At 67.0% G+C, this 22,849-nt stretch carries 27 protein-coding genes; 11 read left to right on the top strand and 16 right to left on the bottom strand.

Features of this window, described 5'->3' with window-relative positions; all coding sequences use genetic code 11:
- Nucleotides 1-4: 4 nt before the first annotated feature.
- Nucleotides 5-358: a hypothetical protein gene (locus tag ACK3BB_RS18055; protein ID WP_428926028.1), complete on the bottom strand. Its 354-nt coding sequence runs from the start codon at nucleotides 356-358 to the stop codon at nucleotides 5-7.
- A gap of 255 nt (nucleotides 359-613) precedes the next feature.
- On the opposite strand from ACK3BB_RS18055, the gene ACK3BB_RS18050 reads away from it, so the two are divergent.
- Nucleotides 614-1,900, top strand: a complete 1,287-nt coding sequence (locus ACK3BB_RS18050; protein ID WP_428926027.1) for a lipoprotein-releasing ABC transporter permease subunit — start codon at nucleotides 614-616, stop codon at nucleotides 1,898-1,900.
- Nucleotides 1,893-2,570, top strand: coding sequence for an ABC transporter ATP-binding protein (locus ACK3BB_RS18045; protein WP_428926026.1), 678 nt, complete (start codon nucleotides 1,893-1,895; stop codon nucleotides 2,568-2,570). Before ACK3BB_RS18050 ends, ACK3BB_RS18045 begins: the two co-directional genes overlap by 8 nt.
- 156 nt (nucleotides 2,571-2,726) lie before the next feature.
- Here ACK3BB_RS18045 and ACK3BB_RS18040 read toward each other — a convergent pair whose 3' ends face one another.
- Entirely contained in the window at nucleotides 2,727-3,353 is a 627-nt protein-coding gene (locus tag ACK3BB_RS18040; RefSeq protein ID WP_428926025.1) for a hypothetical protein, read from the bottom strand.
- Between the two features lie 341 nt (nucleotides 3,354-3,694).
- On the opposite strand from ACK3BB_RS18040, the gene ACK3BB_RS18035 reads away from it, so the two are divergent.
- Nucleotides 3,695-4,264: a PA14 domain-containing protein gene (locus ACK3BB_RS18035; protein WP_428926024.1), complete on the top strand. Its 570-nt coding sequence runs from the start codon at nucleotides 3,695-3,697 to the stop codon at nucleotides 4,262-4,264.
- Between the two features lie 62 nt (nucleotides 4,265-4,326).
- Here ACK3BB_RS18035 and ACK3BB_RS18030 read toward each other — a convergent pair whose 3' ends face one another.
- The 4 genes from ACK3BB_RS18030 to ACK3BB_RS18015 all read right to left on the bottom strand — a co-directional run bounded on the left by ACK3BB_RS18030 (nucleotide 4,327) and on the right by ACK3BB_RS18015 (nucleotide 9,276).
- Nucleotides 4,327-4,827, bottom strand: a complete 501-nt coding sequence (locus ACK3BB_RS18030) for an SgcJ/EcaC family oxidoreductase (protein ID WP_428926023.1) — start codon at nucleotides 4,825-4,827, stop codon at nucleotides 4,327-4,329.
- Between the two features lie 417 nt (nucleotides 4,828-5,244).
- On the bottom strand, nucleotides 5,245-7,197 hold the full coding sequence (parE, locus tag ACK3BB_RS18025) for a DNA topoisomerase IV subunit B (protein WP_428926022.1): 1,953 nt from the start codon (nucleotides 7,195-7,197) through the stop codon (nucleotides 5,245-5,247).
- Nucleotides 7,198-7,336: 139 nt separating this feature from the next.
- Nucleotides 7,337-8,308, bottom strand: a complete 972-nt coding sequence (locus tag ACK3BB_RS18020; protein ID WP_428926021.1) for a Hint domain-containing protein — start codon at nucleotides 8,306-8,308, stop codon at nucleotides 7,337-7,339.
- An 83-nt stretch (nucleotides 8,309-8,391) separates the two neighbouring features.
- Entirely contained in the window at nucleotides 8,392-9,276 is an 885-nt protein-coding gene (locus ACK3BB_RS18015) for an alpha/beta fold hydrolase (RefSeq protein ID WP_428926020.1), read from the bottom strand.
- 285 nt (nucleotides 9,277-9,561) lie between these two features.
- Here ACK3BB_RS18015 and ACK3BB_RS18010 point away from each other — a divergent pair, with 285 nt between their 5' ends.
- Nucleotides 9,562-10,917, top strand: coding sequence for an MATE family efflux transporter (locus ACK3BB_RS18010; RefSeq protein WP_428926019.1), 1,356 nt, complete (start codon nucleotides 9,562-9,564; stop codon nucleotides 10,915-10,917).
- A 66-nt stretch (nucleotides 10,918-10,983) separates the two neighbouring features.
- Here the strand turns inward: ACK3BB_RS18010 and ACK3BB_RS18005 are convergent, their stop codons facing one another.
- Complete coding sequence (locus ACK3BB_RS18005; RefSeq protein ID WP_428926018.1) at nucleotides 10,984-11,400, bottom strand: hypothetical protein; 417 nt, start codon at nucleotides 11,398-11,400, stop codon at nucleotides 10,984-10,986.
- The gene (locus ACK3BB_RS18000) at nucleotides 11,397-12,602 is read right to left on the bottom strand and encodes a pyridoxal phosphate-dependent aminotransferase (RefSeq protein ID WP_428926017.1); all 1,206 of its coding nucleotides are present in this window, start codon (nucleotides 12,600-12,602) and stop codon (nucleotides 11,397-11,399) included. Before ACK3BB_RS18000 ends, ACK3BB_RS18005 begins: the two co-directional genes overlap by 4 nt.
- An 89-nt stretch (nucleotides 12,603-12,691) precedes the next feature.
- Between ACK3BB_RS18000 and ACK3BB_RS17995 the strand changes: the two genes are divergently transcribed.
- From ACK3BB_RS17995 to ACK3BB_RS17985, 3 genes are all read left to right on the top strand, one after another.
- Nucleotides 12,692-13,132 (top strand): helix-turn-helix domain-containing protein, encoded by a 441-nt coding sequence (locus ACK3BB_RS17995; protein ID WP_428926016.1) that lies wholly within the window; start codon nucleotides 12,692-12,694, stop codon nucleotides 13,130-13,132.
- Between the two features lie 3 nt (nucleotides 13,133-13,135).
- Complete coding sequence (locus tag ACK3BB_RS17990; RefSeq protein ID WP_428926015.1) at nucleotides 13,136-13,393, top strand: succinate dehydrogenase assembly factor 2; 258 nt, start codon at nucleotides 13,136-13,138, stop codon at nucleotides 13,391-13,393.
- A gap of 83 nt (nucleotides 13,394-13,476) precedes the next feature.
- The gene (locus tag ACK3BB_RS17985; protein ID WP_428928764.1) at nucleotides 13,477-13,968 is read left to right on the top strand and encodes a MarR family winged helix-turn-helix transcriptional regulator; all 492 of its coding nucleotides are present in this window, start codon (nucleotides 13,477-13,479) and stop codon (nucleotides 13,966-13,968) included.
- Nucleotides 13,969-13,973: 5 nt separating this feature from the next.
- Here ACK3BB_RS17985 and ACK3BB_RS17980 read toward each other — a convergent pair whose 3' ends face one another.
- From ACK3BB_RS17980 to ACK3BB_RS17955, 6 genes are all read right to left on the bottom strand, one after another.
- Nucleotides 13,974-15,170 (bottom strand): DUF1194 domain-containing protein, encoded by a 1,197-nt coding sequence (locus ACK3BB_RS17980; RefSeq protein WP_428926014.1) that lies wholly within the window; start codon nucleotides 15,168-15,170, stop codon nucleotides 13,974-13,976.
- Nucleotides 15,167-15,853 (bottom strand): DUF1194 domain-containing protein, encoded by a 687-nt coding sequence (locus ACK3BB_RS17975; protein ID WP_428928763.1) that lies wholly within the window; start codon nucleotides 15,851-15,853, stop codon nucleotides 15,167-15,169. Before ACK3BB_RS17975 ends, ACK3BB_RS17980 begins: the two co-directional genes overlap by 4 nt.
- Nucleotides 15,854-15,969: 116 nt before the next feature.
- The gene (locus tag ACK3BB_RS17970; RefSeq protein WP_428926013.1) at nucleotides 15,970-16,398 is read right to left on the bottom strand and encodes a VOC family protein; all 429 of its coding nucleotides are present in this window, start codon (nucleotides 16,396-16,398) and stop codon (nucleotides 15,970-15,972) included.
- Between the two features lie 79 nt (nucleotides 16,399-16,477).
- Complete coding sequence (locus ACK3BB_RS17965) at nucleotides 16,478-17,890, bottom strand: tetratricopeptide repeat protein (RefSeq protein WP_428926012.1); 1,413 nt, start codon at nucleotides 17,888-17,890, stop codon at nucleotides 16,478-16,480.
- The gene (locus ACK3BB_RS17960) at nucleotides 17,856-18,758 is read right to left on the bottom strand and encodes a thymidylate synthase (RefSeq protein ID WP_428926011.1); all 903 of its coding nucleotides are present in this window, start codon (nucleotides 18,756-18,758) and stop codon (nucleotides 17,856-17,858) included. The genes ACK3BB_RS17965 and ACK3BB_RS17960 overlap by 35 nt, the downstream gene beginning before the upstream one ends.
- A gap of 22 nt (nucleotides 18,759-18,780) precedes the next feature.
- Nucleotides 18,781-18,975 carry a hypothetical protein gene (locus ACK3BB_RS17955; protein WP_428926010.1) on the bottom strand — a complete coding sequence of 65 codons (195 nt, stop codon included), beginning with the start codon at nucleotides 18,973-18,975 and terminating at the stop codon, nucleotides 18,781-18,783.
- Here ACK3BB_RS17955 and thyX point away from each other — a divergent pair.
- Nucleotides 18,974-19,882 (top strand): FAD-dependent thymidylate synthase, encoded by a 909-nt coding sequence (thyX, locus tag ACK3BB_RS17950; protein ID WP_428926009.1) that lies wholly within the window; start codon nucleotides 18,974-18,976, stop codon nucleotides 19,880-19,882. The genes ACK3BB_RS17955 and thyX overlap by 2 nt on opposite strands.
- 25 nt (nucleotides 19,883-19,907) lie before the next feature.
- Here the strand turns inward: thyX and ACK3BB_RS17945 are convergent, their stop codons facing one another.
- The gene (locus tag ACK3BB_RS17945) at nucleotides 19,908-20,747 is read right to left on the bottom strand and encodes an alpha/beta fold hydrolase (RefSeq protein ID WP_428926008.1); all 840 of its coding nucleotides are present in this window, start codon (nucleotides 20,745-20,747) and stop codon (nucleotides 19,908-19,910) included.
- A gap of 115 nt (nucleotides 20,748-20,862) precedes the next feature.
- Here ACK3BB_RS17945 and ACK3BB_RS17940 point away from each other — a divergent pair, with 115 nt between their 5' ends.
- A complete protein-coding gene (locus tag ACK3BB_RS17940) occupies nucleotides 20,863-21,159 on the top strand; it encodes a hypothetical protein (protein WP_428926007.1) in 297 nt (98 codons plus the stop codon).
- Between the two features lie 123 nt (nucleotides 21,160-21,282).
- Complete coding sequence (locus ACK3BB_RS17935; RefSeq protein WP_428926006.1) at nucleotides 21,283-21,606, top strand: hypothetical protein; 324 nt, start codon at nucleotides 21,283-21,285, stop codon at nucleotides 21,604-21,606.
- Between the two features lie 399 nt (nucleotides 21,607-22,005).
- On the opposite strand, the gene ACK3BB_RS17930 is transcribed toward ACK3BB_RS17935, so the two are convergent.
- Nucleotides 22,006-22,212: a cold-shock protein gene (locus tag ACK3BB_RS17930; RefSeq protein WP_111773948.1), complete on the bottom strand. Its 207-nt coding sequence runs from the start codon at nucleotides 22,210-22,212 to the stop codon at nucleotides 22,006-22,008.
- A 216-nt stretch (nucleotides 22,213-22,428) separates the two neighbouring features.
- Between ACK3BB_RS17930 and ACK3BB_RS17925 the strand changes: the two genes are divergently transcribed.
- Nucleotides 22,429-22,743: an ArsC/Spx/MgsR family protein gene (locus tag ACK3BB_RS17925; RefSeq protein ID WP_428926005.1), complete on the top strand. Its 315-nt coding sequence runs from the start codon at nucleotides 22,429-22,431 to the stop codon at nucleotides 22,741-22,743.
- The last annotated feature ends 106 nt before the right edge of the window (nucleotides 22,744-22,849 follow it).

Genomic DNA, 22,849 nt, shown 5'->3' with positions numbered 1-22,849 from the left:
TCGGTCAGACGCGCAGTTCGCCCCGGTTCGGGTTGCCGGGCAGGGGGCGGACGGCCGGACGGCCAAGCCGGGCGGCCAGATCGCGGGTGCTGGCCCCGAGGTGGCGCATGGTGCAGACCTTGTCGCCGGTTTCGGCCCGGGTCAGCCACAGACGGCCGCGGCGGAACGACAGCGCATAGCCGCGGCGCGACAGCGAGTCGGCCAGGGCGGGCCAGTTGGTCGCCTGTTCGACAAGCGGACGGATCCAGCTGCGCATCAGGATTGTCGTTTCACTGTCCAACATCGGCGCATCCGGGTCGGCAGGCAGCCGGCCCAGCTGCGCTGCACGCTCGGCGTTCATTGCATCTTGAAGGGTCATGGCATCTTTCCTTTGCTGGCGCGACGAAGCCCCGTCGCGTGAAATGATCGTCGGGGCGAATTAAGGAAATGATGCGGTGCCGGGCGGGCCATGTCTGTGAAATACCTCTCATTTGGTAAATTTGTTTAATAAAACTCTAACCGGCCCCGACGGGTTCCCACCTGTTTTCCGCCGAAAATTCCCCAGCCCAGCAAGTGGCTTGACCCCGCCGGCGCCAGCCCCCACGGTCCCGGCGACTTTCAGCAGGAGCCGCCGATGGCCAGATCCCCGATGCCGTTTTCCCGTTTCGAATGGATGATCGCCCGGCGCTACTTGCAGGCCCGGCGGTCCGAAGGGGGCGTGGCGGTGATGACCTGGATCAGCCTGATCGGCATCACCCTGGCGGTCTTTGCGCTGATTGCCACGCTGGCCGTGCGGTCGGGCTTTCGCAGCGAATTCGTCGATACCATCCTGGGGGCCAATGCCCATGTGACGATCTACCAGATGGCCGAAACGACCGAGACCGGCCAGCTGGATCGCACGATTTCCGATTACGATGCCATGGCCGCGCGCATTGCCGAGGTGCCGGGCGTCGTGCGGGCCGCGCCGCTGGTCAAGGCCCAGGTGCTGGCTGCCAATCGCGGGCGCAACGCCGGGGTCGAGGTCTTTGGCATCACGCCCGAGGACCTGGCCGACCTGCCGGGCATCATCAATCCCGAGACCGGCAACGGCGATCCGTCGCGGCTGTCGCAGGGCATTGCCATCGGGTCGGGCGTGGCGCGCGAGATTGGCGCGGGCGTGGGCGACCGGGTGCGGCTGATCTCGCCCGACGGAGTCAAGACGCCGCTTGGCACCTCGCCGCGGTCGAATGCCTACGAGGTGGTTTATGTCTTCAGCGCGGGGCGTTACGACATCGACCGGACGCGCGTCTACATGCCCCTGTCCGAGGCGCAAATCTTCTTCAACCGCGAAGGTTTGGCGGACGAAATTGAAGTGATGGTCGAAGATCCCGAAGGGGTGGATCGGATGGGGCCTGCGCTGTTGGACGCAGCCGGGCAGCGGGCGCTGATCTGGACATGGCGCGATGCCTCCGGGGGCTTTCTACGCGCGCTCGAGGTCGAGGACAACGTGATGTTCATCATCCTGTCGATCCTCGTGCTGATTGCCGCGATGAACATCGTGTCGGGGCTGATCATGCTGGTCAAGAACAAGAGCCGCGACATCGGCATCCTGCGCACCATTGGGCTGAGCGAAGGCTCGATCCTGCGGGTGTTCTTCATCTGCGGTGCGCTGACCGGGGTGATCGGCACAGTGGCCGGCGTGGTGCTGGGCTGCCTTTTCGCGATCTACATAGATCCGATTTTCTCCTTCGTGAACATGGTGATGGGCGGCGGTGTCTGGGATCCGGCGATACGGGGCATCTATGCCTTGCCGGCGGAATTGCGGCCCGAAGACGTGGCCAAGGCGATCATCCTGTCGCTGGGCCTGTCCTTTGTCGTGACGATTTTCCCGGCGCGTCGCGCCGCCCGGCTGAACCCGGTGGAGGCCCTGCGCTATGAATGATGTCCTGACGCTGACCGGCCTGGTCAAGATCTACAAGAAGGGCCAGCCGGGCGAGATCCGCGTGCTCGACGGGCTTGACCTGAACGTGCGGTCGGGCGAGGCCGTGGCCCTTGTCGCGCCGTCGGGCGCGGGCAAGTCGACCCTGCTGCATATCGCCGGTCTGCTGGACCAGCCCGATGCCGGCGAGGTTGCGGTGTCGGGCCGGGCTGCCACCGGTCTGGACGATCGCGCGCGCACCGGCCTGCGGCGGCAAGACATCGGTTTTGTCTATCAATTCCACCACTTACTGCCCGAGTTCACCGCGCTGGAAAACATCGTGCTGCCGCAGCTGGCCAATGGCGTGTCCGATGCCGCCGCGCGCAAGCGGGCGATCGATCTGCTGGAAACCGTCGGGCTTGGCCCGCGGGCCGATCACCGGCCGGCCGCGCTGTCGGGAGGCGAACAGCAGCGGGTGGCCTTCTGCCGGGCGCTGGCTAACGGGCCGGGCCTGTTGTTGGCCGATGAGCCGACGGGCAACCTTGATCCCGACACGTCGGAACAGGTTTTCGGAGCGCTCATGACCCTCGTGAGAGAGGCCGGGCTGGCCGCGCTGGTTGCCACGCACAACCCCGAACTGGCCGCCCGCATGGACCGCACCGTGCGCCTGTCGCAAGGGCGGCTGGAGGGGTGACCTGCGGCCGTTCCTGACACTCTCCTGACACCCTGTTCCCTTGATGGGTAGTGTTAGGAGCTTGTCAGTTTCGCGTATTTTTCTGCGGTGATTGGGCGGATTTTCGTCGGATGATTCCAATTTTCCGATATTCCGCCTGATCGGCAGGTTTTGGCGTCAGCCGCAGATGCCCTTCAATTCGGCCCCCGGCCAGGGCAGGTAGACATCGCTTTCGCGGGCCTTCGGCAGATCGCTGATGTCGAACACGCGGGCCAGCATTCCATGCAGCCGCTCGGTCCGCGGCGCCTCGGGCGCCAACGCGCGACAGCAGACATATTCCTCGACGATCGTGCCCTGCTGTTCGTAACCATAGCTTAGGAAATCGGCGCTAGTTTCGACGTCGAAGAGATAGGGGTCATCGCTTGACTGGTGCTCGGCGGCGGCGCGCAGAGGGTGATAGCCGGTGACCTCCCTGTTCTGCCATTGCCAGGCATGGGTCAGCTCGTGGGCCAGCAGCATGGCCTCGACGATGTGCAACTGGTCGGGATAGCCGGTGAGGTAATCGTCGAGGTACCAGTCATGGGTAAAGAAGATCCGGTTGAACAGGGCCACGGCTGCCGGGCTGACGGTGACCATTTCTTCCTTGGCCGGGGGAAGGATGCGTTCCCGGCAGGTCTCCCGGGGGCGGGGCTTGCGCATGAAGGTGACGCTGCCGACCAAAGCGCCGCGCACCAGCCGCACGCGCCCGGTGTCCAGCGTGTCGCCATGCAGGCCCTGGGAAAAGGCGATCTCGGTCTGGGTCATGGGGCGCCCGCAGGCCGCCGCCAGGCACAGCAGCGCGACGAGCAGGGCGCGAAGCGCGCGGTTCGCACGGTGGTTGGGCCTGCGCACGGGGGCGCAGGGCTTGTCGTTAGGAGCCAGCACGGATCGAAAGTAACGGATCGGAAAATTCATTGGGACACACTCGAAACTTTCCGCCAGATTAACCAGCCTTTTCGGGCAGGTCGACCGGCCAGGGACGCTCCGAAGGGGCTGTTTGGTCGTTGCGGGTCAACGGCGGACTTGCCGCCTGCAGATGGGGCACATAGGCTTCGCGCGAGTATCGCGGGCCAATGGCGGCCCGTCTGTCCGAAGGGGGATTGAAGATGAAGAAGACGCTGCTCGGCGCGGTCGCGGCGCTTGGTGTGATGGTGACAAGCGCCATGGCCCAGGTCACGCTGACCCCGGCCAATCCGCAGCCGTCCGGGCTCAAACAGGGGCTGGGGGTGACCTATGCCTACCCGGTCGACATCAAGACGCTGGCCCAGGCCAAGAACGCGCTGGCCTCGGCGCCGGAACGGGGCACGCCGCTGACCGGTCTGACCTATCCCGACCGCGGTGCGCTGGCCAATGCGCTGACGTCCAAGCAAAAGACATCCGTGGCGGCGGCGATCAACGGCTATATCCGGTTCGACGAGGCCGGGGTCTATTCGCTGAAATTCTACACCAATGACGGGCTCGACATGCGGATCGGCGGGCAGCGTGTGGGCTATGAAACCGACCGCACCCCGTGTTCCTCGACGGGCAACAAGAAGGTGACCGTACCGCAGGCGGGCTGGTACCAGCTGACGGGCCTGTGGTTCCAGCGGCTGTCGACCTCCTGCCTGGAAATGGAGTGGACGACCCCGTCGGGACAAAAGGGCGCAGTGCCCAATTCGGCCTTCGGCTACAAGTAAGCCGCGACCATCGTTGAGCAAGAGGGGCGGGTCCGGTGGGCGCCGCCCTTTTTGGTGGTGGGCTATTCGGGCGTGCCGACGGCCAGGACATGGTAGAAATCGCGCGATAGCTGCCAACCGGTGTCGGGCGTGAGTTGCCAGACGTGGATGTAACGGCCGCGGATGGTGCGGTCGCCGAGGTCGACAAGGGTTTCACCGATCTCCACGGCCGCCGTGTCGCCATGCTGGCGGATTTCCTGGACTTCGGCCCGCAGGTTGGACGCGCCGTTTTCGAAGGCGGCGGCATAATGGGCGGCGATGGCCTCGGGGCCGACCAGTGGCGCGGATTGCGGCGGCAGCAGCGCGGCATCCGGGGTGTAGAGCGCGGCGATGGCCGTGGCGTCGGCGGAATTGTAGGCGTCGACGAAGATTTGCATCTGCTGGATGATCGGGTTGGCGCGGGGATCGGGGGCCGTCTCGGTTGCGGTGTCGGGCACGGCGTTGGGCTCGGTCGGAGTGGTTTGCTGGGCTGCGGCGGGCAGTGCGACGGCCAGGCAGAGGACGAGGGCGGGCAAGCGGATCATGAAGCACCTTTGACGATTGTGGTCCGGGGCAGGGTGACCCTGCGGCACGCCGGGTGCAAGGCCGGATCTTCTACATTCCGGGCGGAACCGGATGTCGTGTTTTCAAGGGCTTGCAAGGGCGCGTTTGCCGCCGTTTCATCGATGTGGCGATGTGGCGATGTGGCGATGTGGCGATGTGGCGATGTGGCGATGTGGCGATGTGGCGATGTGGCGATGTGGCGATGTGGCGATGTGGCGATGTGGCGATGTGGCGATGTGGCGATGTGGCGATGTGGCGATGTGGCGACAGCGCGGGACGCCATTTTCCGGCACGAAGCGGGGTTGGACATCTGGTCCAACATGATTTTCGTGCGGCATCGGTACACGATGAGCCCCTTGCGCGGGTAGGATGGGTGCTTGCACCCATCCTACGGGAAATCACACATCCAGCTCTTCAACGAAACGCGCGTTTTCCTGGATGTACTGGAACCGCAACTCGGGCTTCTTGCCCATCAGCCGTTCCACCAGGTCGCCCGTCTCGCCGGGTTCGTCCTCGTCGATCGTCACCCGGATCAGCTTGCGCGAGGCCGGGTCCATCGTGGTTTCCTTGAGGTCCTTGGCATCCATCTCGCCCAGGCCCTTGAACCGCGAGACGTCGATCTTGCCCTTGCCGCCCAGCCCCTTGGCCAGCCATTCGTCGCGCTCGGCCTCGTCGATGCAATAGACCCGCTTGGCGCCCTGGGTCAGCCGGAACAGCGGCGGGCAGGCCAGGTACAGGTGGCCATGGTCGATCATCGGGCGCATCTGGGTGAAGAAGAAGGTCATCAGCAGCGAGGCGATATGCGCCCCGTCGACATCGGCGTCGGTCATGATGATGACCTTGTCATAGCGCAGGTCATCGACGTTGAACCGCGTGCCCAGAGACACGCCAAGCGCCTGGGACAGATCGGAAATCTCGGCGTTCGAGCTAAGCTTGGACGACGCCGCGCCGAGTACGTTCAGGATCTTGCCGCGCAGCGGCAGCAGCGCCTGGGTCTTGCGGTTGCGGGCCATCTTGGCCGAGCCGCCGGCGCTGTCGCCCTCGACAAGGAAGAGCTCGGTCCCGTCGCGGGCGGAATTCGAACAATCGACCAGCTTGCCGGGCAGGCGCAGCCGCTTGGTCGCGCTTTTCCGGGCGGTTTCCTTTTCCTGCTTGCGGCGCAGCCGTTCCTCGGCGCGCAGGATCAGGAAGTCGAGGATCGCGCCCGCCGACTTGGTATCGGCGGCCAGCCAGTTGTCGAAATGGTCGCGCACGGCGTTTTCGACCAGCCGCTGCGCCTCGACCGTGGCCAGGCGATCCTTGGTCTGACCGACGAATTCCGGCTCGCGGATGAAACAGGACACCAGCGCGCAGCCCCCCGTGGCCAGGTCGTCGCGGGTGATCTGGGCGGCCTTCTTCTGGTTGGCCAGCTCGCCATAGGCGCGGATGCCCTTGAGGATCGCGGCCCAGAAACCGGCTTCGTGGGTGCCGCCTTCGGGCGTGGGTACGGTGTTGCAGTAGGATTGGATGAACCCGTCGCGCGAGGGCGTCCAGTTGATCGCCCATTCGACCTTGCCCGGCGTGTTGAACTTTTCGCGGAAATCCACGGTGCCGGAGAACGGCCGTTCGGAATAGGTCGTGGCGCCGTTCAGGGTCTCGCCCAGGTAATCGGCCAGGCCGCCGGGGAAATGGAAGGTGGCCTCGGTCGGGGTCTCGCCATCGTCGATGGCCGATTTCCAGCGGATCTCGACGCCTGAAAAGAGATAGGCCTTGGAGCGGATCGACTTGAACAGCCGCGCCGGCTTGAACCGGTGGTGGCCAAAGATCTCTTCGTCGGCGTGGAAGATCGTCGTGGTGCCACGGCGGTTGGGCGCGGCGCCGATCTTTTCGACCGGGCCCAGTGGCTTGCCGCGGGAAAACCGCTGTTCGAACAGCTGCTTGTCGCGGGCGACCTGGACGACCATGGAATCGGACAGCGCATTGACCACCGAGGCGCCGACACCGTGCAGGCCGCCCGATGTCTCATAGGCGTCGCCGCCGAACTTGCCGCCGGCATGCAGGGTGCACAGGATGACCTCAAGCGCGGATTTGCCGGGGAATTTCGGATGCGGATCGATGGGGATGCCACGGCCGTTGTCGCGGACCGACAGGGCGTAATCGGCCATCAGCTCGATCTCGATGCGGTTGGCATGGCCGGCGACGGCCTCGTCCATCGAGTTGTCCAGGATCTCGGCAGCCATGTGGTGCAGCGCCCGTTCGTCGGTGCCGCCGATATACATGCCGGGGCGCTTGCGCACGGGTTCGAGCCCTTCGAGGACTTCGATGGAAGAGGCGTCGTATTCGGAGGAGGCCCCGGAGAGGAGGTCGTTCATGGCCGCTGCTCGTGTTCTTTGGATTGACGGCGATTATTGCAGGAGCCGCAGGGAGGGGGAAGAGCGATTGTCCGACCCGGCCCCGGCGGAAACGCGACGGGCCAGGAAACGGGCAGCGGGGGTGCGGCAAAAGGGCGGATCAGCCGGTGCCGGACGGGCGGCTTCGGCTGCGCGGGACGTGTTCGTCGGCGGGATCCCTAGCCGGGGCCGGCGCCGGCGGGGCGGCACCGACGGCCATCGGGGCCAGGGCCGGGGCGCCGTTGCAATAGATGACCTGGGCCGCCTCAAAGATCGGCTGAAAGTAACACAGCGGTTCCCCGGGCGGGTCTTCGACGGTGACGCCGGGCAGGGCGTCGAGCTGGCGCGCGGCGACAAGGACCTCGGCCCGGCCAAACAGCCGGATGGCCGGCCGGGCGCGCAGCATCACCCGCTGGTGTGGGGCCAGGCGCAGGACCCGCCGCGGGCTGACCGTGCCAAGCGCGCCCGGCGCGATGCGGATCGGCAGAAGGCCCGGCAGTATGGCCAGGTCCTCGGGCGACAGCACCTGGTGCAGCATGTGGCGCAGGGGCTGGAACCCGGCGTCGCGGGTCAACACCATGTCACCGGGCACCAGCGCCGCAACGGGGCGGTCGCCGGTGGCCGTGGCAATGGAGGTCTCGGGCAGGCAGCCGATGGCGGGCCGCCCCGGTTGCGGCGCGTCTGGCGCGTCGGGGGCCGGCGCCGGGGGGCGCCCGGCCGGCAACCGGCGCAACCGCGTGCCCGGCCCGGGCAACCCGCCGTTCAGGGCCAGCCCGGCCACCGCTCCGCCGATGCTGAGCAGGCGCACCGGCCTGCAGGCGCCATCGGGGGCGATCATTTCCAGCCAGTGATCGCGGCGCACCAGCGACCCGGCGCGCCAGCGCACGGCCTCGTCCCGCATCACGTCACCGGCCAGCACGCCGGCGGTCCAGTCACCCGGCCCGGCCCCGGCGGTCACGCGGATATCGTGCAGCCGGGCCTGGGGCGCGATTCGCAACAGGGTCGGCCCGGGCGCAGCTCCCGGGGGCGGGTCGGCCAGGGGATCGGACAGCAGGTTGTCGATGGGCAGCAGGCGCAGCGGGAATGTCGGCACGGGCAGGGCTTTCGCAGAACGGCGGATCAATTGGGCCGAGCTTCGCGCAAAACCATGAACAAACCCGGAATCGCCGCTGCCCGTCAGGCCTTCTGCGCCATCCAGTCGCGGATCAGCCCGGCCACCTGCCCGGGCTGCTGGTGGCACAGCCAGTGATCGGCCTCGGCCAGCTCGACCCGGGTCAGATCGGTGCAGAGCTCTTCCAGCCCCTCGGTCGAGACCGGCAACAGGGCCGTGTCGCCGAGGCCCCAGATCAGCAGGTGCGGGCACTGGATGCGCATCCGGTCGACGGGCAGGGCGGGCAGGTCGTCCAGCGGTTCACCCGGCCGGGCGACCCTGAGGGGCGAGGCCCGGTACCAGTCGATCATGCGGCCCAGCCGGCCGCCGCCCTGCGACCAGGCGGCCAGGTAACCGGCCCGGCGCGTGTCATCCATCCAGCCCAGGTCCATGTGGGCCGAGAACAGCACAAGCAGCTTCTCGTAATCATTGGCCGCCAGGCGATCCTCAGACCCCGGCCGGCGCAGGGCGTCGATATATTGCGAGGCCTCCGACTGGGCCCCGCCCCGGGCCAGTTCGCGCTGGAAGGGCACCGGGTGCACGCCATTGGCAATGATCAGCCGCGAGACCTTGTCGGGATGGCGCATGGCCAGCCCATAGGCCACGGCCGCGCCCCAGTCATGGCCCAGCACGGCCAGCGGCGCGCCCAGCTGATCGGCCAGCGCGGCCATGTCGGCCACCAGCTCGGACCCCCGGTAATGGGCCACGCCCTCGGGCGACCAGCTGCGGCCATAACCCCGCTGGTCGGGTGCCACGCAATGGAACCGGTCGGCCAGCCGCGTTGCCAGGTCGGCCCAGGCCCCGCCGTATTCGGGAAAGCCATGCAGCATCAGCAGCGGCGGCAGGCCGGGATCGCCCCAGGTCCACAGGTGAAACGCCTCGCCGTTCAGCCGGCACATCCGTGTCTGCATGTCCTCTCTCCCTCCGCTTATCCCATTCTCGCCGTTTCCCGCCCTGCATCAACCCCGCGTCCTGTCCCGCATCACCGTCCCTCCGCCCGGCGCCAGCGCGCCCGTGCCCAAACGTCAACCTGCCACGGGCTGCGCGCTGTCCTCGCCAGGCGCCGACCTGCTGCTTCTTTCTCTTTGAAAATATCCATACCCGACACATGCCGCCCCCGTGCTGATCCCGGGTCAGGGCGCCGGGGCCTTGCCACGGACCGATGCGCGCCATAAGGCCGGTCCATGACCGCACCCATGACCCTTCTCCAGCACATGCGCGCCACGCTCGTGCTTGGCCTGCCGCTGATCGGCGGGCACCTGGCGCAGTTTGCCATCGGGCTGACCGACACGGTCATGCTGGGCTGGTACTCGATCGAAGCCCTGGCCGCCGTGACCCTGGCCAGCAGCTATTTCGTCGTGCTCTTCCTCTTCGGCGCGGGCTTTGCCTGGGCCGTCATGCCCATGGTTGCGACCTATGCCGCCCAGGATGACGAAACCGGCGTGCGCCGGGCCACGCGCATGGGGCTCTGGCTGTCGCTGATCTATTCCGCCCTGTCGATGCCGATGTTCTGGTGGTCCGAAGACATCCTGCTGCTGCTCGGCCAGACCGAGGCCGTGGCCGCCCTGGCCGCCGATTACCTGCGTGTGGCAGGCTGGGGCATCGTGCCGGCCCTGCTGGTCATGGTCCTGAAATCCTACCTCGCCGCGCTGGAGCGCACCCGGGTCGTGCTCTGGGTGACCGTGGCCTCGGCGGCGATGAACGGGCTGGGCAACTACCTGCTGATCTTCGGCCATGCCGGCCTGCCCGAGCTGGGCGCCGTGGGCGCGGCGATCTCGTCGATCCTGACCCATTCCACCGCCCTGGTCGGGGCCGTGGCTTATGCCGTCATCGCCCAGCCCCAGCATCAGCTCTTCGTGCGCTTCTGGCGGGCCGATTGGGAGATGTTCGGCAAGGTGCTGCGGATGGGCGGGCCGATCGGCATCACCACCCTGTCGGAGGTCAGCCTCTTTGCCGGTTCGGCCATGCTGATGGGCTGGCTGGGCACGGTGCCCCTGGCCGCCCATGGCATCGCCATCCAGCTGGCCTCGGCCACGTTCATGCTGCACCTGGGCCTGGCCAATGCGGCCACGGTGCGGGCCGGCCGGGCCCAGGGCCGGGGCGATCCGCTGGGCCTGCGCCGGGGGGCGGCGGCCTCGCTGATCCTGTCGCTGGGCGTGTCGCTGGCCACGATGGTGGTCTTCCTGGCCGCGCCCGAGCCGCTGATCAGCCTGTTCCTCGAACCCGACAACCCGCACCGGCCACAGATCCTGGCCATCGGCGTCGGGCTTCTGGTCATTGCCGCCCTGTTCCAGCTGATGGACGGGGCCCAGGTCGTCACGCTGGGCCTGTTGCGCGGGCTGCATGACACGACCGTGCCCATGGTCATGGCCGGGCTGAGCTATTGGTGCGTCGGCATGCCGGCGTCCTACCTGCTGGGGTTCAAGGCCGGCATGGGCGGGGTGGGCATCTGGCTGGGCCTGGTGCTGGGGCTGGCCTCGGCCGGGGTGCTGCTGCTGTGGCGCTTCTGGGGCCGGGCCGTGCACCGGCTGGAGGCAAGGGCCGCGGCCTGACCGCCCGCGCGGTTGTGGTAGGATGGGTGCTCGCACCCATCCTACGGGATCGTCCGGGGGGCGGGATCAGCCGCCCGAGGCGTCGCGCTTCAGGATCCGGTCGGACTTCTTGCGCACCAGCACGCTGCGCAGGTCGTGCATGGCCAGCAGCAGCGCATCGGTCACCTCTTCGAGCTGGGCGTCGCTGGCCTTGGTCTGCGCCCAGTGCGTCGTCGTGTTGAGGTAATCCACCGCCCGGTGGATGTCGTCGATGTCACGCCGGGCCAGCAGCGCCGTGCGCTCGGCCATCCAGCCCTTGATCGTCTCGATCTCGTCCGGGCTCAGCCCGCGGTCGCCATGAGGCTTGATCTCGCCGTTGCGGATATTGACCACCGCGATCTGGTCCATCTCGATCCGCCGGTGGCGGTTCTCGGTATCCACGCGAAAGACAAAGGCCCCGTTGTCGCGCACCCGGAAGTAGAACTCGGGCAGCTCTGTGCTCATGGCTTCAGGTCCGCGCAGAACCGGGCGATCCGGTCGCAGGCCTCTTCCAGCGCCGCGTCCGACGTCGCATAGCTGATGCGGAAATTGGGCGACAACCCGAAGGCCGCGCCAAAGACCACGGCCACCTTGGCCTCTTCCAGCAGCGCCTTGGCAAAGGTCTCGTCATCGTCGATCCGCGTGCCCGCCGCCGTTGTCCGCCCGATCAGCCCGGCGATCGAGGGATAGACGTAAAACGCCCCGTCGGGCACCGGGCAGGTCATGCCGTCGATGGCATTCAGCCGGGCCACCACCAGGTCGCGCCGGCGCTTGAACAGGTCATTGTTCGGCCCGATGAAATCCTGCGGCCCGTTCAGCGCCTCGACCGCCGCCCATTGCGAGATCGAACAGGGGTTGGTCGTCGATTGCGACTGGATCTTGCGCATCGCCGCGATCAGCTTTTCCGGTCCGCCGGCATAGCCGATCCGCCAGCCGGTCATGGCATAGGCCTTGGACACGCCGTTGACCGTCAGCGTGCGTTCGTAGAGCCCCGGCTCCAGCTGGGCCGGGCTGGCGAATTCGAACCCGTCGTAAACAAGGTGTTCGTACATGTCGTCGCTCATCACCCAGACATGGGGATGGCGCATCAGCACATCGGTCAGCGCCCGCAGCTGGTCGCGCGTATATCCCGCGCCCGTCGGGTTCGACGGCGAGTTGAAGATCAGCCACTTGGTCTTTGGCGTGATCGCCGCCTCGAGCTGCTCGGGCGTCATGCGAAAGCCGGCCTCGATGCCGCATTCCACGATCACCGGCTCGCCCCCGGCCAGGCGCACCATGTCGGGATAGCTGACCCAGTAGGGCGCCGGGATGACCACCTCGTCGCCGGGGTTCAGCGTGGCCATCAGCGCGTTGTAGAGCACCTGCTTGCCACCCGTCGACACGCTGATCTGCGCGGGCTTGTAGCTCAGCCCGTTCTCGCGCTCGAACTTGGCGCAGATCGCCTGTTTCAGCTCGATGATGCCGTCGGGCGCGGTGTATTTCGTGCGCCCGGCGTGGATCGCGGCAATCGCCGCGTCCTTGATGTTCTGCGGCGTGTCGAAATCCGGCTCGCCCGCGCCCAGGCCGATGACATCATGCCCGGCGGCGCGCAATTCGGCGGCCATGGTCGTCACCGCCACGGTCGGAGACGGTTTCACACGGTCGAGCGTCGCTGAGAGAAAGGACATCGGGGGGCCTCGGTTTGAATGTATGTCCGAACTGTCATAGGGTTCGCACCAGAGGCGATCAAGCGGCGAAAGCCGGGCGGAGGGCTAGGATGGACGACGAGATCCGGGACGAGGATATCGGCGAGGGTATCGCGGAAAACGAGGCGCTGGACGACGATTGGTACGGCCCCGACGCGGCCACCTTCGGCGACCGCATGGCCGGCGCGCGCGAGCAGGCCGGCATGACCCAGGCCCAGCTGGCCCGCCGGCTGGGGGTCAAGAAAGGCACCATCCTGGCCTGGGAGGAAGACCGGTCGGACCCGCGGGCCAACAAGCTGCAGATGATGAGCGGGCTGCTGAACGTGTCGATCATCTGGCTGCTGACCGGCGAGGGAGACGGCCCCGATGCGCCCGACGCGCCCGATGCGCTGGACGGCGACATGGTTGAAATCCTCGGCGAGTTGCGCCAGTTGCGCGGTCAGCTGCGGCAATCCGCCGACCGGGCGGCGCGGCTGGAAAAGCGGCTGCGCGCCGCGTTGCAGGAAAGCTGAACCATGACGGAACCCCGCGAAATTCGCGTGAAACGCCTGAAAATGCGGTCGATGCGCCGCGGCATCCGCGAGATGGACCTGATCCTGACGGCCTATGCCGACAGCCATCTCGATGCGATGAGTGAAGGCGAGCTTGATCTTTTCGATCAACTTCTTGGCGAAAACGATCAGGACCTCTATGCTTGGGTCACGGGACAGCGCCCGGCCGAAGGTCATCTTGCGGCATTGATCGAGGACATTGCCGGAACCTACCAGAAATAGATCGGTTTTTTCAGTTTAACCGATTCTTGGGGTTTTGTTGCCACTTTCGGTCCGAGCAGTTTGAGTCGGAGTGACACATGCGTATGGACAAGCCCCTGGCGCCTTCGGGACGGGCCGGATTCATGGCCGGGTATCTTGAGGCGTTGGCCTTGGTCGAGCGCCTGCACCGCCTTCTCCTGGACGTCATCAAGGATGAATTCGAACGGGTCGGTGTCCTGGAGATCAATGCGGTCCAGGCGCTTCTCCTCTTCAACATAGGGGATAACGAAGTTACAGCCGGCGAGCTGAAGAGCCGCGGCTATTACCAGGGTAGCAATGTGAGCTACAACCTGAAGAAGCTGGTGGAGATGGGCTATATGCATCATCAACGCTGCGAGATCGACCGGCGCTCAGTGCGCGTCCGCCTGACGCCACGTGGTCGCGAAATTCGCGACATCGTCGATCAGCTTTTTACCCGGCACGCTGAAGGGCTGCAGGAAAAAGGCGTAATAGACGCAGGTGGTATCGAAGAGATCACCGGCGCGCTACGGCGGGTCGAGCGGTATTGGACCGATCAGATCCGGTATATCTACTAACGGCCTCAATCGCCGGTGCCAGAACGGACCGGCGTCGCCAAGGCCACCGAGACGCCTTCGAGTTCGCGCAGCAGCTTGCGCACCATGGCGTCCTCGTAATCGGCAAAGCCCAGGGCGGTCTCGACAAAGGCGCCGGGCCCCAGGATCACGAAAGCGCGGAAATACGAAGCCAGCCCGGCGGTATCGTCGAGGCGGGCGTTGTCCTGTCCGATCCTGCCGCCGCTTGCCATGCCTTGCCCGAGCGCGCCGCTTGCGGTTCCGCCTTGCCCGGGTGTGCCGCTTGCGGTCCCGCCGGGTCCGGCCAGGCGCTGACCGGACCCGTCCTGTTGGCCCATGCCCTGACCGGCTCCGTTTTGTCCGACTATGCCTCGACCGGGGTCACCCTGTTTGCCTGTGCCTTGATTGGTGCCACCCTGTCCGCCTGCGCCCTGATTGGTGCGACCCTGTCCGCCCGCGCTTTGATTGGAACCACCCAGTCCGCCTGCGCCCTGATTGGTGCCACCCTGTCCGCCCGCGCCTGGGCCGAATCCGTTGTGTTGGCCTGGGCCTCGCCCGGTCTTGCCCTGTCCGCCCGCGCCTTGCCCTGCGTCGGACTGCACGCCCATGCCCTGATCGGCACCGCCCTGATCGACCCCACCTCGGCCGGCGGTGCCGGACCCGATGACCAGCGCGTTGACGGTGATGCCCGTGGCGGCCAGCGCGGGGCGCAGGTCACGGGGATCGGGCCCCATGTTGTGCTGGCCATCACCCGACACATCCAGCGTGCGCTTCCAGCAATGGGCACGCTCCTGCAGCAATGCGGCTCCCGATACCAACGCCGAGCCGATGGCCGTGCCGGGCGGGGCGGCCCGGCGGTCGGTGCCGGCCAGCGCGGCGATGACCCGGTCCAGCGCGGCGGCATCGCTGATCGTGGTCCAGGGCACCAGCGGGCGCTGGTATTCGGGCGCGCTCCATTCATAGATGGCCAGGTCGACCGGCGCGGCCGGCAGCGCCAGCAGCGCCGCGCGTACCTCGGCATGGTTCAGCGCGGCGGCCAGCCCGTCCAGCTGCATGCGGTATTCGCGGCTGTCGACCGAGCCCGAGACATCCAGCGCCAGGGCCAGCGCCTGCCGGCACTCGGCGGCCCCTGCTGCGCTGCCCGTGCCTGCCAGCCCGGCGCAAAACATCAGCGCGGCCAGCGCCCGGCGCGGTCGCCCGCTCACCCGGGATGCCCCGGGCCGGACGGCTCGGGCGCCCGGCCGATCACCCGGGGGCGCAATTCACGCTCCAGCTTGCGGCGCATGGCCCGTTCGTAATCCTCGAAGCCCCGGGCGACCTCGACAAAGGCCCCGGGCCCGCGGATGACCTCGTTGCGGTAGTAATTGGCCAGGCTGATCTCGGCCTCGGTGCCGGCCACGTCGATGGCCAGCCCGTTCACGACGACGTCGGCAAAGGCGAAATTGGCATAGGCGCGCGAAGGGGCAAACCCCTCGTTGTTCTCGCCGTCGCCGGCCAGGTCGACGGTCTGATGCAGGCAGGCCGGCCCGCGATCGAGCAGCCCGGCAGCAAAGCCCAGGGCATAGCCGATGGCGGTGGGAAACTCGTCGTGGCTGCGGGTCGAACTGCCGATGCTGCGCGCGACGCCCTGCAGCGTCTCGGGGCTGTCGATCAGGGTCCAGTCGACCAGGATCTCGTGGTTGTAGCGCCCGCTCCATTCGAAGGCCGCCAGGGCCACGGGCAGGTCACCGGCAAAGAGCGCGGCCTCGACCTCGGGCGCCAGCAGGGCCGAGGCCAGCCCGCCGCGCTGCAAGGCGTCTTCGGCGGCATCGACCGACGAGGACACATCCATCGCCAGCACCAGGGCCAGCCGGCATTCGGCGGCGGACAGGGGGCGGGCCAGCGGCATGGTCGCCAGGGCCAGCCCGACCAGCGGGGCAAGGGCGCCGGACCAGGCCCGGCGGGGCAGGGGCCGCCGGGCGGCCCCCTTTGCGGCCAGGGCCGCAGGAGATGCGGCGCGCCGGCTCACCAGTGTCCGGTGTTGTCCATGCTGGCCCAGGGTTCGGCCGGCTCCAGCGCGTCGCCATCCTGCAGCAGCTCGACCGAGATGTTGTCGGGAGAGCGCACGAAGGCCATGCGCCCGTCGCGCGGCGGCCGGTTGATCGTCACGCCGTTGTCGGCAAGGTGCTGGCACATCTCGTAGATGTTGTCGACGGCATAGGCCAGATGGCCGAAATGGCGGCTGTCCGAAGGCAGCTCGTCATCGCCGTCCCAGTTGTAGGTCAGCTCGACCGGGCAATCCTCCTGGCCCGGAGGCGCCATGAAGATCAGGCTGAACCGCCCGCCTTCGCTGTCGATGCGGCGGGTCTCTTTCAGGCCCAGCAATTCGTAGAATGCCATGCTCTTTTCCAGGTCCTTCACGCGAACCATGGTGTGCAGGTATTTGGTCGGCATAATGTGCTCCTCTTTGCCCATCATCGTAGTGCGACATTCCCGGGACGCCAGTGCGTTCCCGCCGCTTTGCCCGCCGATTTCAGAATTTCGACCGAAAGCCCAGCGAAAGCGTGAGTTCGTTCATGCTGTAGCGGGTGTCGTTCGAGTCCTTCTCGCCGGCGCGCAGCCTCAACATGGGGGCGAAGCCGGCGAATTCGACCTCGTGAAACATCATGTTGATCTCGCCGTAGATCGATTGGTCCTGCCGGCCGCCGGGCACGCGGATGAAGCCGCCCGAGATGAAATCGGGGTAATCGGTCTGGCCCAGGATCACCGCGCCGCTCAGGGTGACCGGTCCGACCGGCCGGCCCAGCTCGTATTCGGTGCGCAGCGAGCCCGAGGTATAACTGCCGTTGTCATGGGCTGCCGCGCTGTCGCGCCAGGCCAGGGTGACATCCAGCGTGTCGCCATTGCCCAGCCGTTTGCGCCAGCGCGCGCCAAGGCCCAGGATATGGGCGTCATTGGTGGCATAACGGGCCATGTAGCGGGTTTCGGCCAGCGCGCTGAGCGACAGCATGTGGCCGCCGCCCAGTTGCCAGGCATGGCTGAGATCGAGACGCGAGAAACGAAAACTGCGTTCGCCCGCGGCCCAGGCCTCGCCCAGGGTGACCTCGGCCGTGGCCGAGCCCCGGTCGCCGGTGGTCCAGACATGGCGCAGGCCGCCCTCGGCGAAGGTGGTGCCGAAATCGCTGCCCGAGGCTTCGGGCGCCTGGTCGCGGGCTTCGGCCGACAGGGCCACGCGCTGCACGTAGAGCCGGCCCATCAGGCGGGTGTCGTGCCGGGCGCTGCCGGCGATCCGGTAGGACGAGGCCAGGTCGACGGCGGTGATCAGGCCCGACAGGGCCTGGGCCGACCCGCTGAGATAGCCGGTGACCGGCACGCCGTCGATGATTTGCAGCGCGGTGTCGGCCCCCTTGTTCACGTTGCTCGACGGGCGGATGTCGACCTGCAGGCGCACCGACCATGGGTTGATCCGGCGCAGCAGCCGGTAATCCTTGGCCACTGCCGCCGCGGCAGTGTCGTCGGGCGCATGGATCGCCGCCCGGCGCAGCCAGAGCTGTGACAGCGAATAGCGGTCTTCCTCATAGGCCATCCGCGCGGCCAGCTGGGCCGAGCGGAAGCGGGCGGTGTCGGTATCGCCCAGCCGGAAGGCCCGCGCAGCGGCCTTGCGGCTGGCGGTCGGCCGGCCGAGGCCGGCCTCGGCCGTGGCCAGGACATAAAGGGCGACGAAGTCGTCCGGGTCGGCCTTCAGAAGGCCGCGCGCCAGCGCGATGGCCAGGCCGGGATCGCCGGCGCGCAGCGCGGCCACCGCCATGTCGCGGGCCTGGTCCAGGCCGATGGCCATCTGCTCCTGCGCCTGCGCAGCGGGAGCAGGGGCCAGGCCAAGCGCGGCGGCAAGTGCTGCCGCGCCCAGAAGGTCACGGCAGCGGCTGATCGCAGACCGGATCGTCATTCGCCGTGCCACACTGGCCGAGCACGAAGATGCCCTGCTCGTATTCGTTGGTCACACCCTCGATATGTTCGGAGGCATAGATCGCCCCCGCCACGGCCGAGGCATCCTGGCCGGAGAAGATCCCGCCATATTCGCCGACATTGTTGTTGGCGCCGACGTAGACGGTGCCGTCGAACGTGCCGTTCTCGGCAATCGAGCCGACACCCAGGTTCAGGTTCTGGGGCTCGACGGTCGGGTAATCCGGCAGGTCGCGGTCATAGATCACCCCATCGACCACGTTGTCGGCGAAATCGGCGGTGATGAAGACCTGGCCGGTGACCTCGGCGGCCTGGCTGGGCAGGACCGCATCGGGCGTGCCGTCGGCCACCGGGTTCAGGTCGGACCCGTCGCCCGGCCCGTTCACCAGCCCGACATAGGACCCGGCATAATGCACGATGCCGCCTTCCTGGCTGACATCGGGGGCGGTATAGGGCCCGGTGCGGCCGTAATCGGCACCCGAGAACAGGTGGTCGAACTGGCCGCCGGCCATGACCACCGCCGCCCGCGCGCCGTCGATCTCGCGCACATAGGCCGTGTGATGGCGGCCGAGCGAGCCTTCCTGCGAGGTATAGGCCTCGTAGCCGTTGCGATCGAGCGCCGCGGCACGGGTATAGGTGGCCTCGTAGGGGGTGTTGTCCAGCGACTGACCGCGCACGATCAGGGTCTGGCTGTCGGCATCATAGCTGATGCTGTCGACATCGCGGGAAATCGCCTCGGGGATGGTGGTTTCGGTCTCGGTCCCGTCGTCGGTGTCTTCTTCGAAGGGGTTGCCGCCACTGCATGCCGATACCGCAAGTCCCGCCGCGATCGCGACGATAAACCTGTTCATGCCTGTCTGCCTCGGTGTTAGTTCAGGTGTATTGTTTTTTCTGCACGTTTTCTTCAATTTTTCGCGTGATTGGCATGAAAGTCAATTGCCACGGGGCGCCGGGCGCCGATTCGTGGCGGGGCATTGTAGGATTGCCATACCGCAGCATATGGTGTTTCTTCGGGCGTTTCGGCCAGATATAGTAGGGGCCGAGTCGCATCGAAGGGAATACCGCCATGGGCCTGTCGCCTGACCAGCTTGCCGAAATCGCAGAACTGCGCAGTGAGGCGCGGCCGACGCTGCGGGCCACGGCCCCGGGGATCGAGGCTCATCTCTACGAGGCGCGGCCGGTGCTGGACCATGGCTTCGTGCGGGTCGTCGACTACATGGGCGATGACGCCGCGATCTGCCAGGCGGCGCGGGTGTCCTATGGCCGGGGCACCAAGTCGGTGCAGAACGACGAGGGGCTGATCCGCTACCTGATGCGCCACTGGCATTCGACGCCCTTCGAGATGTGCGAGATCAAGCTGCACGTCAAGCTGCCGGTCTTCGTGGCGCGTCAGTGGATCCGCCACCGCACGGCCAACGTCAACGAATACTCGGCACGGTATTCGATCCTGGACCGCGAGTTCTATATCCCGGCGCCCGAACACGTGGCCGCCCAGTCCGAGGTCAACAACCAGGGCCGGGGCGCGACGCTGGAAGGCGAAGAGGCCGCGCGGGTGCTTGAGATGCTCAAGGCCGACAGCACGCGGGCCTATGACAATTACCAATCCATGATCTCGACCGAGGGCCAGCAGGGGCTGGCGCGGGAACTGGCGCGGATGAACCTGCCGGCCAACATCTATACCCAATGGTACTGGAAGGTGGATCTGCACAACCTGTTCCACTTCCTGCGGCTGCGGGCGGATGCCCATGCGCAATACGAAATCCGGGTCTATGCCGAAGAGATCTGCAAGGTGGTCGCCGATTGGGTGCCCTTTGCCTACGGCGCCTTCGAGGAATACCGGCTGGGCGCCCAGACCCTGTCGGCCACGGCGCTGGACTGCGTTCGGCGCATGCTGAAGGGCGAAGAGCTCACCCAGGAGACCTCGGGCCTGACCAAGCGCGAATGGCGCGAACTGGACGCGGTCCTGAAGGGCTGAGGCCCGCGCCCCGGCCGGGCGGCGATCAGCCCGGCCGCCGGCCGCGATACAGCCAGAACCGGCGGATGTCGGCGTAAAGATCCGGGTTCAGCACATGGGCCAGATGGCCCCGATCCCGATACCAGGTGACATCGGCGTTGCGCACCCGCCGGGCAAAGCGGGCCATCGCGCCCGACGGGCTGACGGTATCGTGGCTGCCGTGAAAGAACCGGATGGGCGTCTGTGCCCGCATGGCGCGGACGCTCGGTCGCCACAGGGCCACGCCGGCGCCGTGATAGGCCAGCAGGCGGGGCGTGGGCGTGACGGTCGGCCCGACCCGGCGGCCATGGTCGTCCAGCGGCAGGGGCGGGCGCTTCTCGACCCGGCCGAACAGCAGGACCTGGAACAGCTCGAACCAGATCAGCGGCCAGGGCGCGCCGCGATGGGCCCGCCAGGCCCGCCAGATGTCGGTGGTCATCCAGATCGAGGCAAAGGCCACGTAGGGAAAGGGCGCCGGGGCCGCGATGGCAGCCAGGGTGACATCGGGACAGCTCAGCCGCCCGCGCAATTCGAAACAGACGGCCGACCCGGCCGAGATCCCGACCAGGTCGATCCGCGTGGCCGGGCTGGCGTTCAGGCGCCGGGCCAGGCGCCGGGCGGTGGCACGCACGCGCAGGGGCCGGTCCAGCGGCCGGCCGTCCATGCCGGGAAAGGCCAGCTCGACCAGGGCGGTGCCCGAAGGCAGGGTCTCGGTCAGCGGGGCAAAGACCTCCAGCCGGGTCAGCGCGCCGGGCACCACAACCAGGATACGGCGCGCCCGGTCCAGCGGCGCGCCGCTCAGGCGTAGTCCGTCACCATCGGGCAGGGAAGGCGGCACATCTTTCATGGCCGCGATGCAGACCAAGCAAGGCGGGCGCTGTCAATGCGGCAGTGGCCGGGTCGGGGGGTGGATGTATAGCAAGGCTATATACGCGCTGTCATGAAACTGTTACGTTTGCGCCATGACCCTGCGCACCGCCCTTTCCCTGATCATGCTGATGCCCTGCGCCACCCCGGCGCTGGCCGTGTCGCCGCTGGCCGAGGTGGTCTGCGATGAGACCGGGCGCATGCGCGACAAGCTGCAGCGCCAGTTCGGCACCCGCCAGCAGGCCACCGGCCTGCGCGGGCCGGAACAGGTGATGGAGCTCTGGACCGACCGGCGCGGCGACTGGACGATGGTGGTGACCTACGCCACCGGCCGGTCCTGCATCGTGGCCATGGGCGAGCATTGGCAACAGCTCGGCCAGGATCCGGCCTGACCGGCGCGTCCGAATCGCGCGGGCGGGCAAAACAATGCGTTTCCGAACCAACAAAAGGCTAGACTTGGCGCCCGGCGGCCCGGCAGATTGAAACCGGATGTTCACTTGCAACCGGGGGCCCAGATGCGCAACCACCAGACCCGCGGCCGGCGTGCCGCGCTGACCATCGTCACACTGGCGGCCATGGCGGCCCTGTCCGGGCCAGCCCTGGCCAGCGACGCGGCGACGATCCAGCAATCCTCGTCGGAAATGCCCGTGGGGATCTATGCCACCGGCAGCAGCGTCAATTACTGCCCCTCGGGCCTGCAGCCCGTGTCGGTCGACGGCACCACCAGCTGCGGCACACCGAACCAGCAGGTGACCTATGCCCAGGCCAAGCAGACGCCCTATCGGCGCAGCTATGGCAATTCCTATTCCTGTGCGGTGGGCGCCAAGGGCTGTTATTGATCGCCTGCCAATTCGCCCCGGGCGCGCGGTCAATAGGGCGCGCCGGGGTAATGGGGCGGAATTGGGCGCAGGGTGACAATCATCCCAAGCGGACAATCCCGAGGGCCGGCCATGGGCCCCGGGGAAGTCAGCGGCAAGTCGCCGACGGGGCGGGTTCCGGTCATGCACCGCGCAGGCCGCCGTTGCTCAGGTCATCGAAACACAGGTCATCGATACACGGGCACCCTGCCGGACCGCGGATGACACCACGCGGTGTTCAGGGCGCAAGACCCGGGGCAGTTTGCGAAAATGCGCCCGGGCGGAACCAGGGCGCAGCAAGTCTGTCGTCACGTTCAGATTATGATCCGAAACCGACAGGTTTCGCGCAATGAGCTGTTGATCCTGTCGAAAATTACGTTTTTACAATGGTTTGAGATCTCCGGCCATGGTGCGCCCGTCGCGGCCTTCGACGAGTTCGTACCCGATCTTCTGGTTGTCCGCGAGCCCTGTCAGACCCGACCGTTCCACGGCCGAGATGTGCACGAAAACGTCTTTTCCACCTTCGTCGGGGGCAATGAAACCATACCCCTTGGTTGTATTGAACCATTTCACGGTGCCAGTCGGCATGTCCCGTGTCTCCTTTCACCTTAGGTCCTGCACCCGCAAACGGGCACATCTTTCCATGCGGACGCCGTGCAGACCGACGGTCCGGGTTGGCAGAGACCGAGAGTGGCATGACGTTAACGCCCTTCGAGTGTCGCACGGCGCGGCAAAAAATCAAGAAAAAGACCTATGAATTCCATGCCGTGCCAATTATTTCGCCTTTCTAAAAGAGGAAAAGATATGCGGATATACGGATTAAAGAGCTGCGATACCTGTAAAAAGGCAATTCGGGCATTGCCGCAGGCGGAATTCGTCGACGTGCGCGCCGACGGGGTGCCGGCGGCTGTGATGGCGCGGGCGCTGGAGACCTTTGGCGAGGCGCTGGTCAACCGGCGTTCGACCACCTGGCGCGGGCTGGACGAGGCCGAACGGGCCCGGCCGCCGCTGGACTTGCTGGCCGACCATCCGACGCTGATGAAACGCCCGCTGATCGAGGCCGGCGAGGCGCTGCACCTGGGCTGGACACCGGCGGTGCAAGCGTCGCTGGGGGTCTGAGCCACCGGGGGCGACACTGGCCCGGGTGAGTAACAGAAAAGGGCCGCCGGCGAATGCGGGCGGCCCTTTTTAGGCAAGGTATTGGACTGGCGGGGGCAGGACGGGG

The organism is Marinibacterium sp. SX1, assembly GCF_050389775.1.
Lineage (GTDB): Bacteria > Pseudomonadota > Alphaproteobacteria > Rhodobacterales > Rhodobacteraceae > Marinibacterium.
This window is presented reverse-complemented; position numbering and strand designations above follow the sequence as displayed.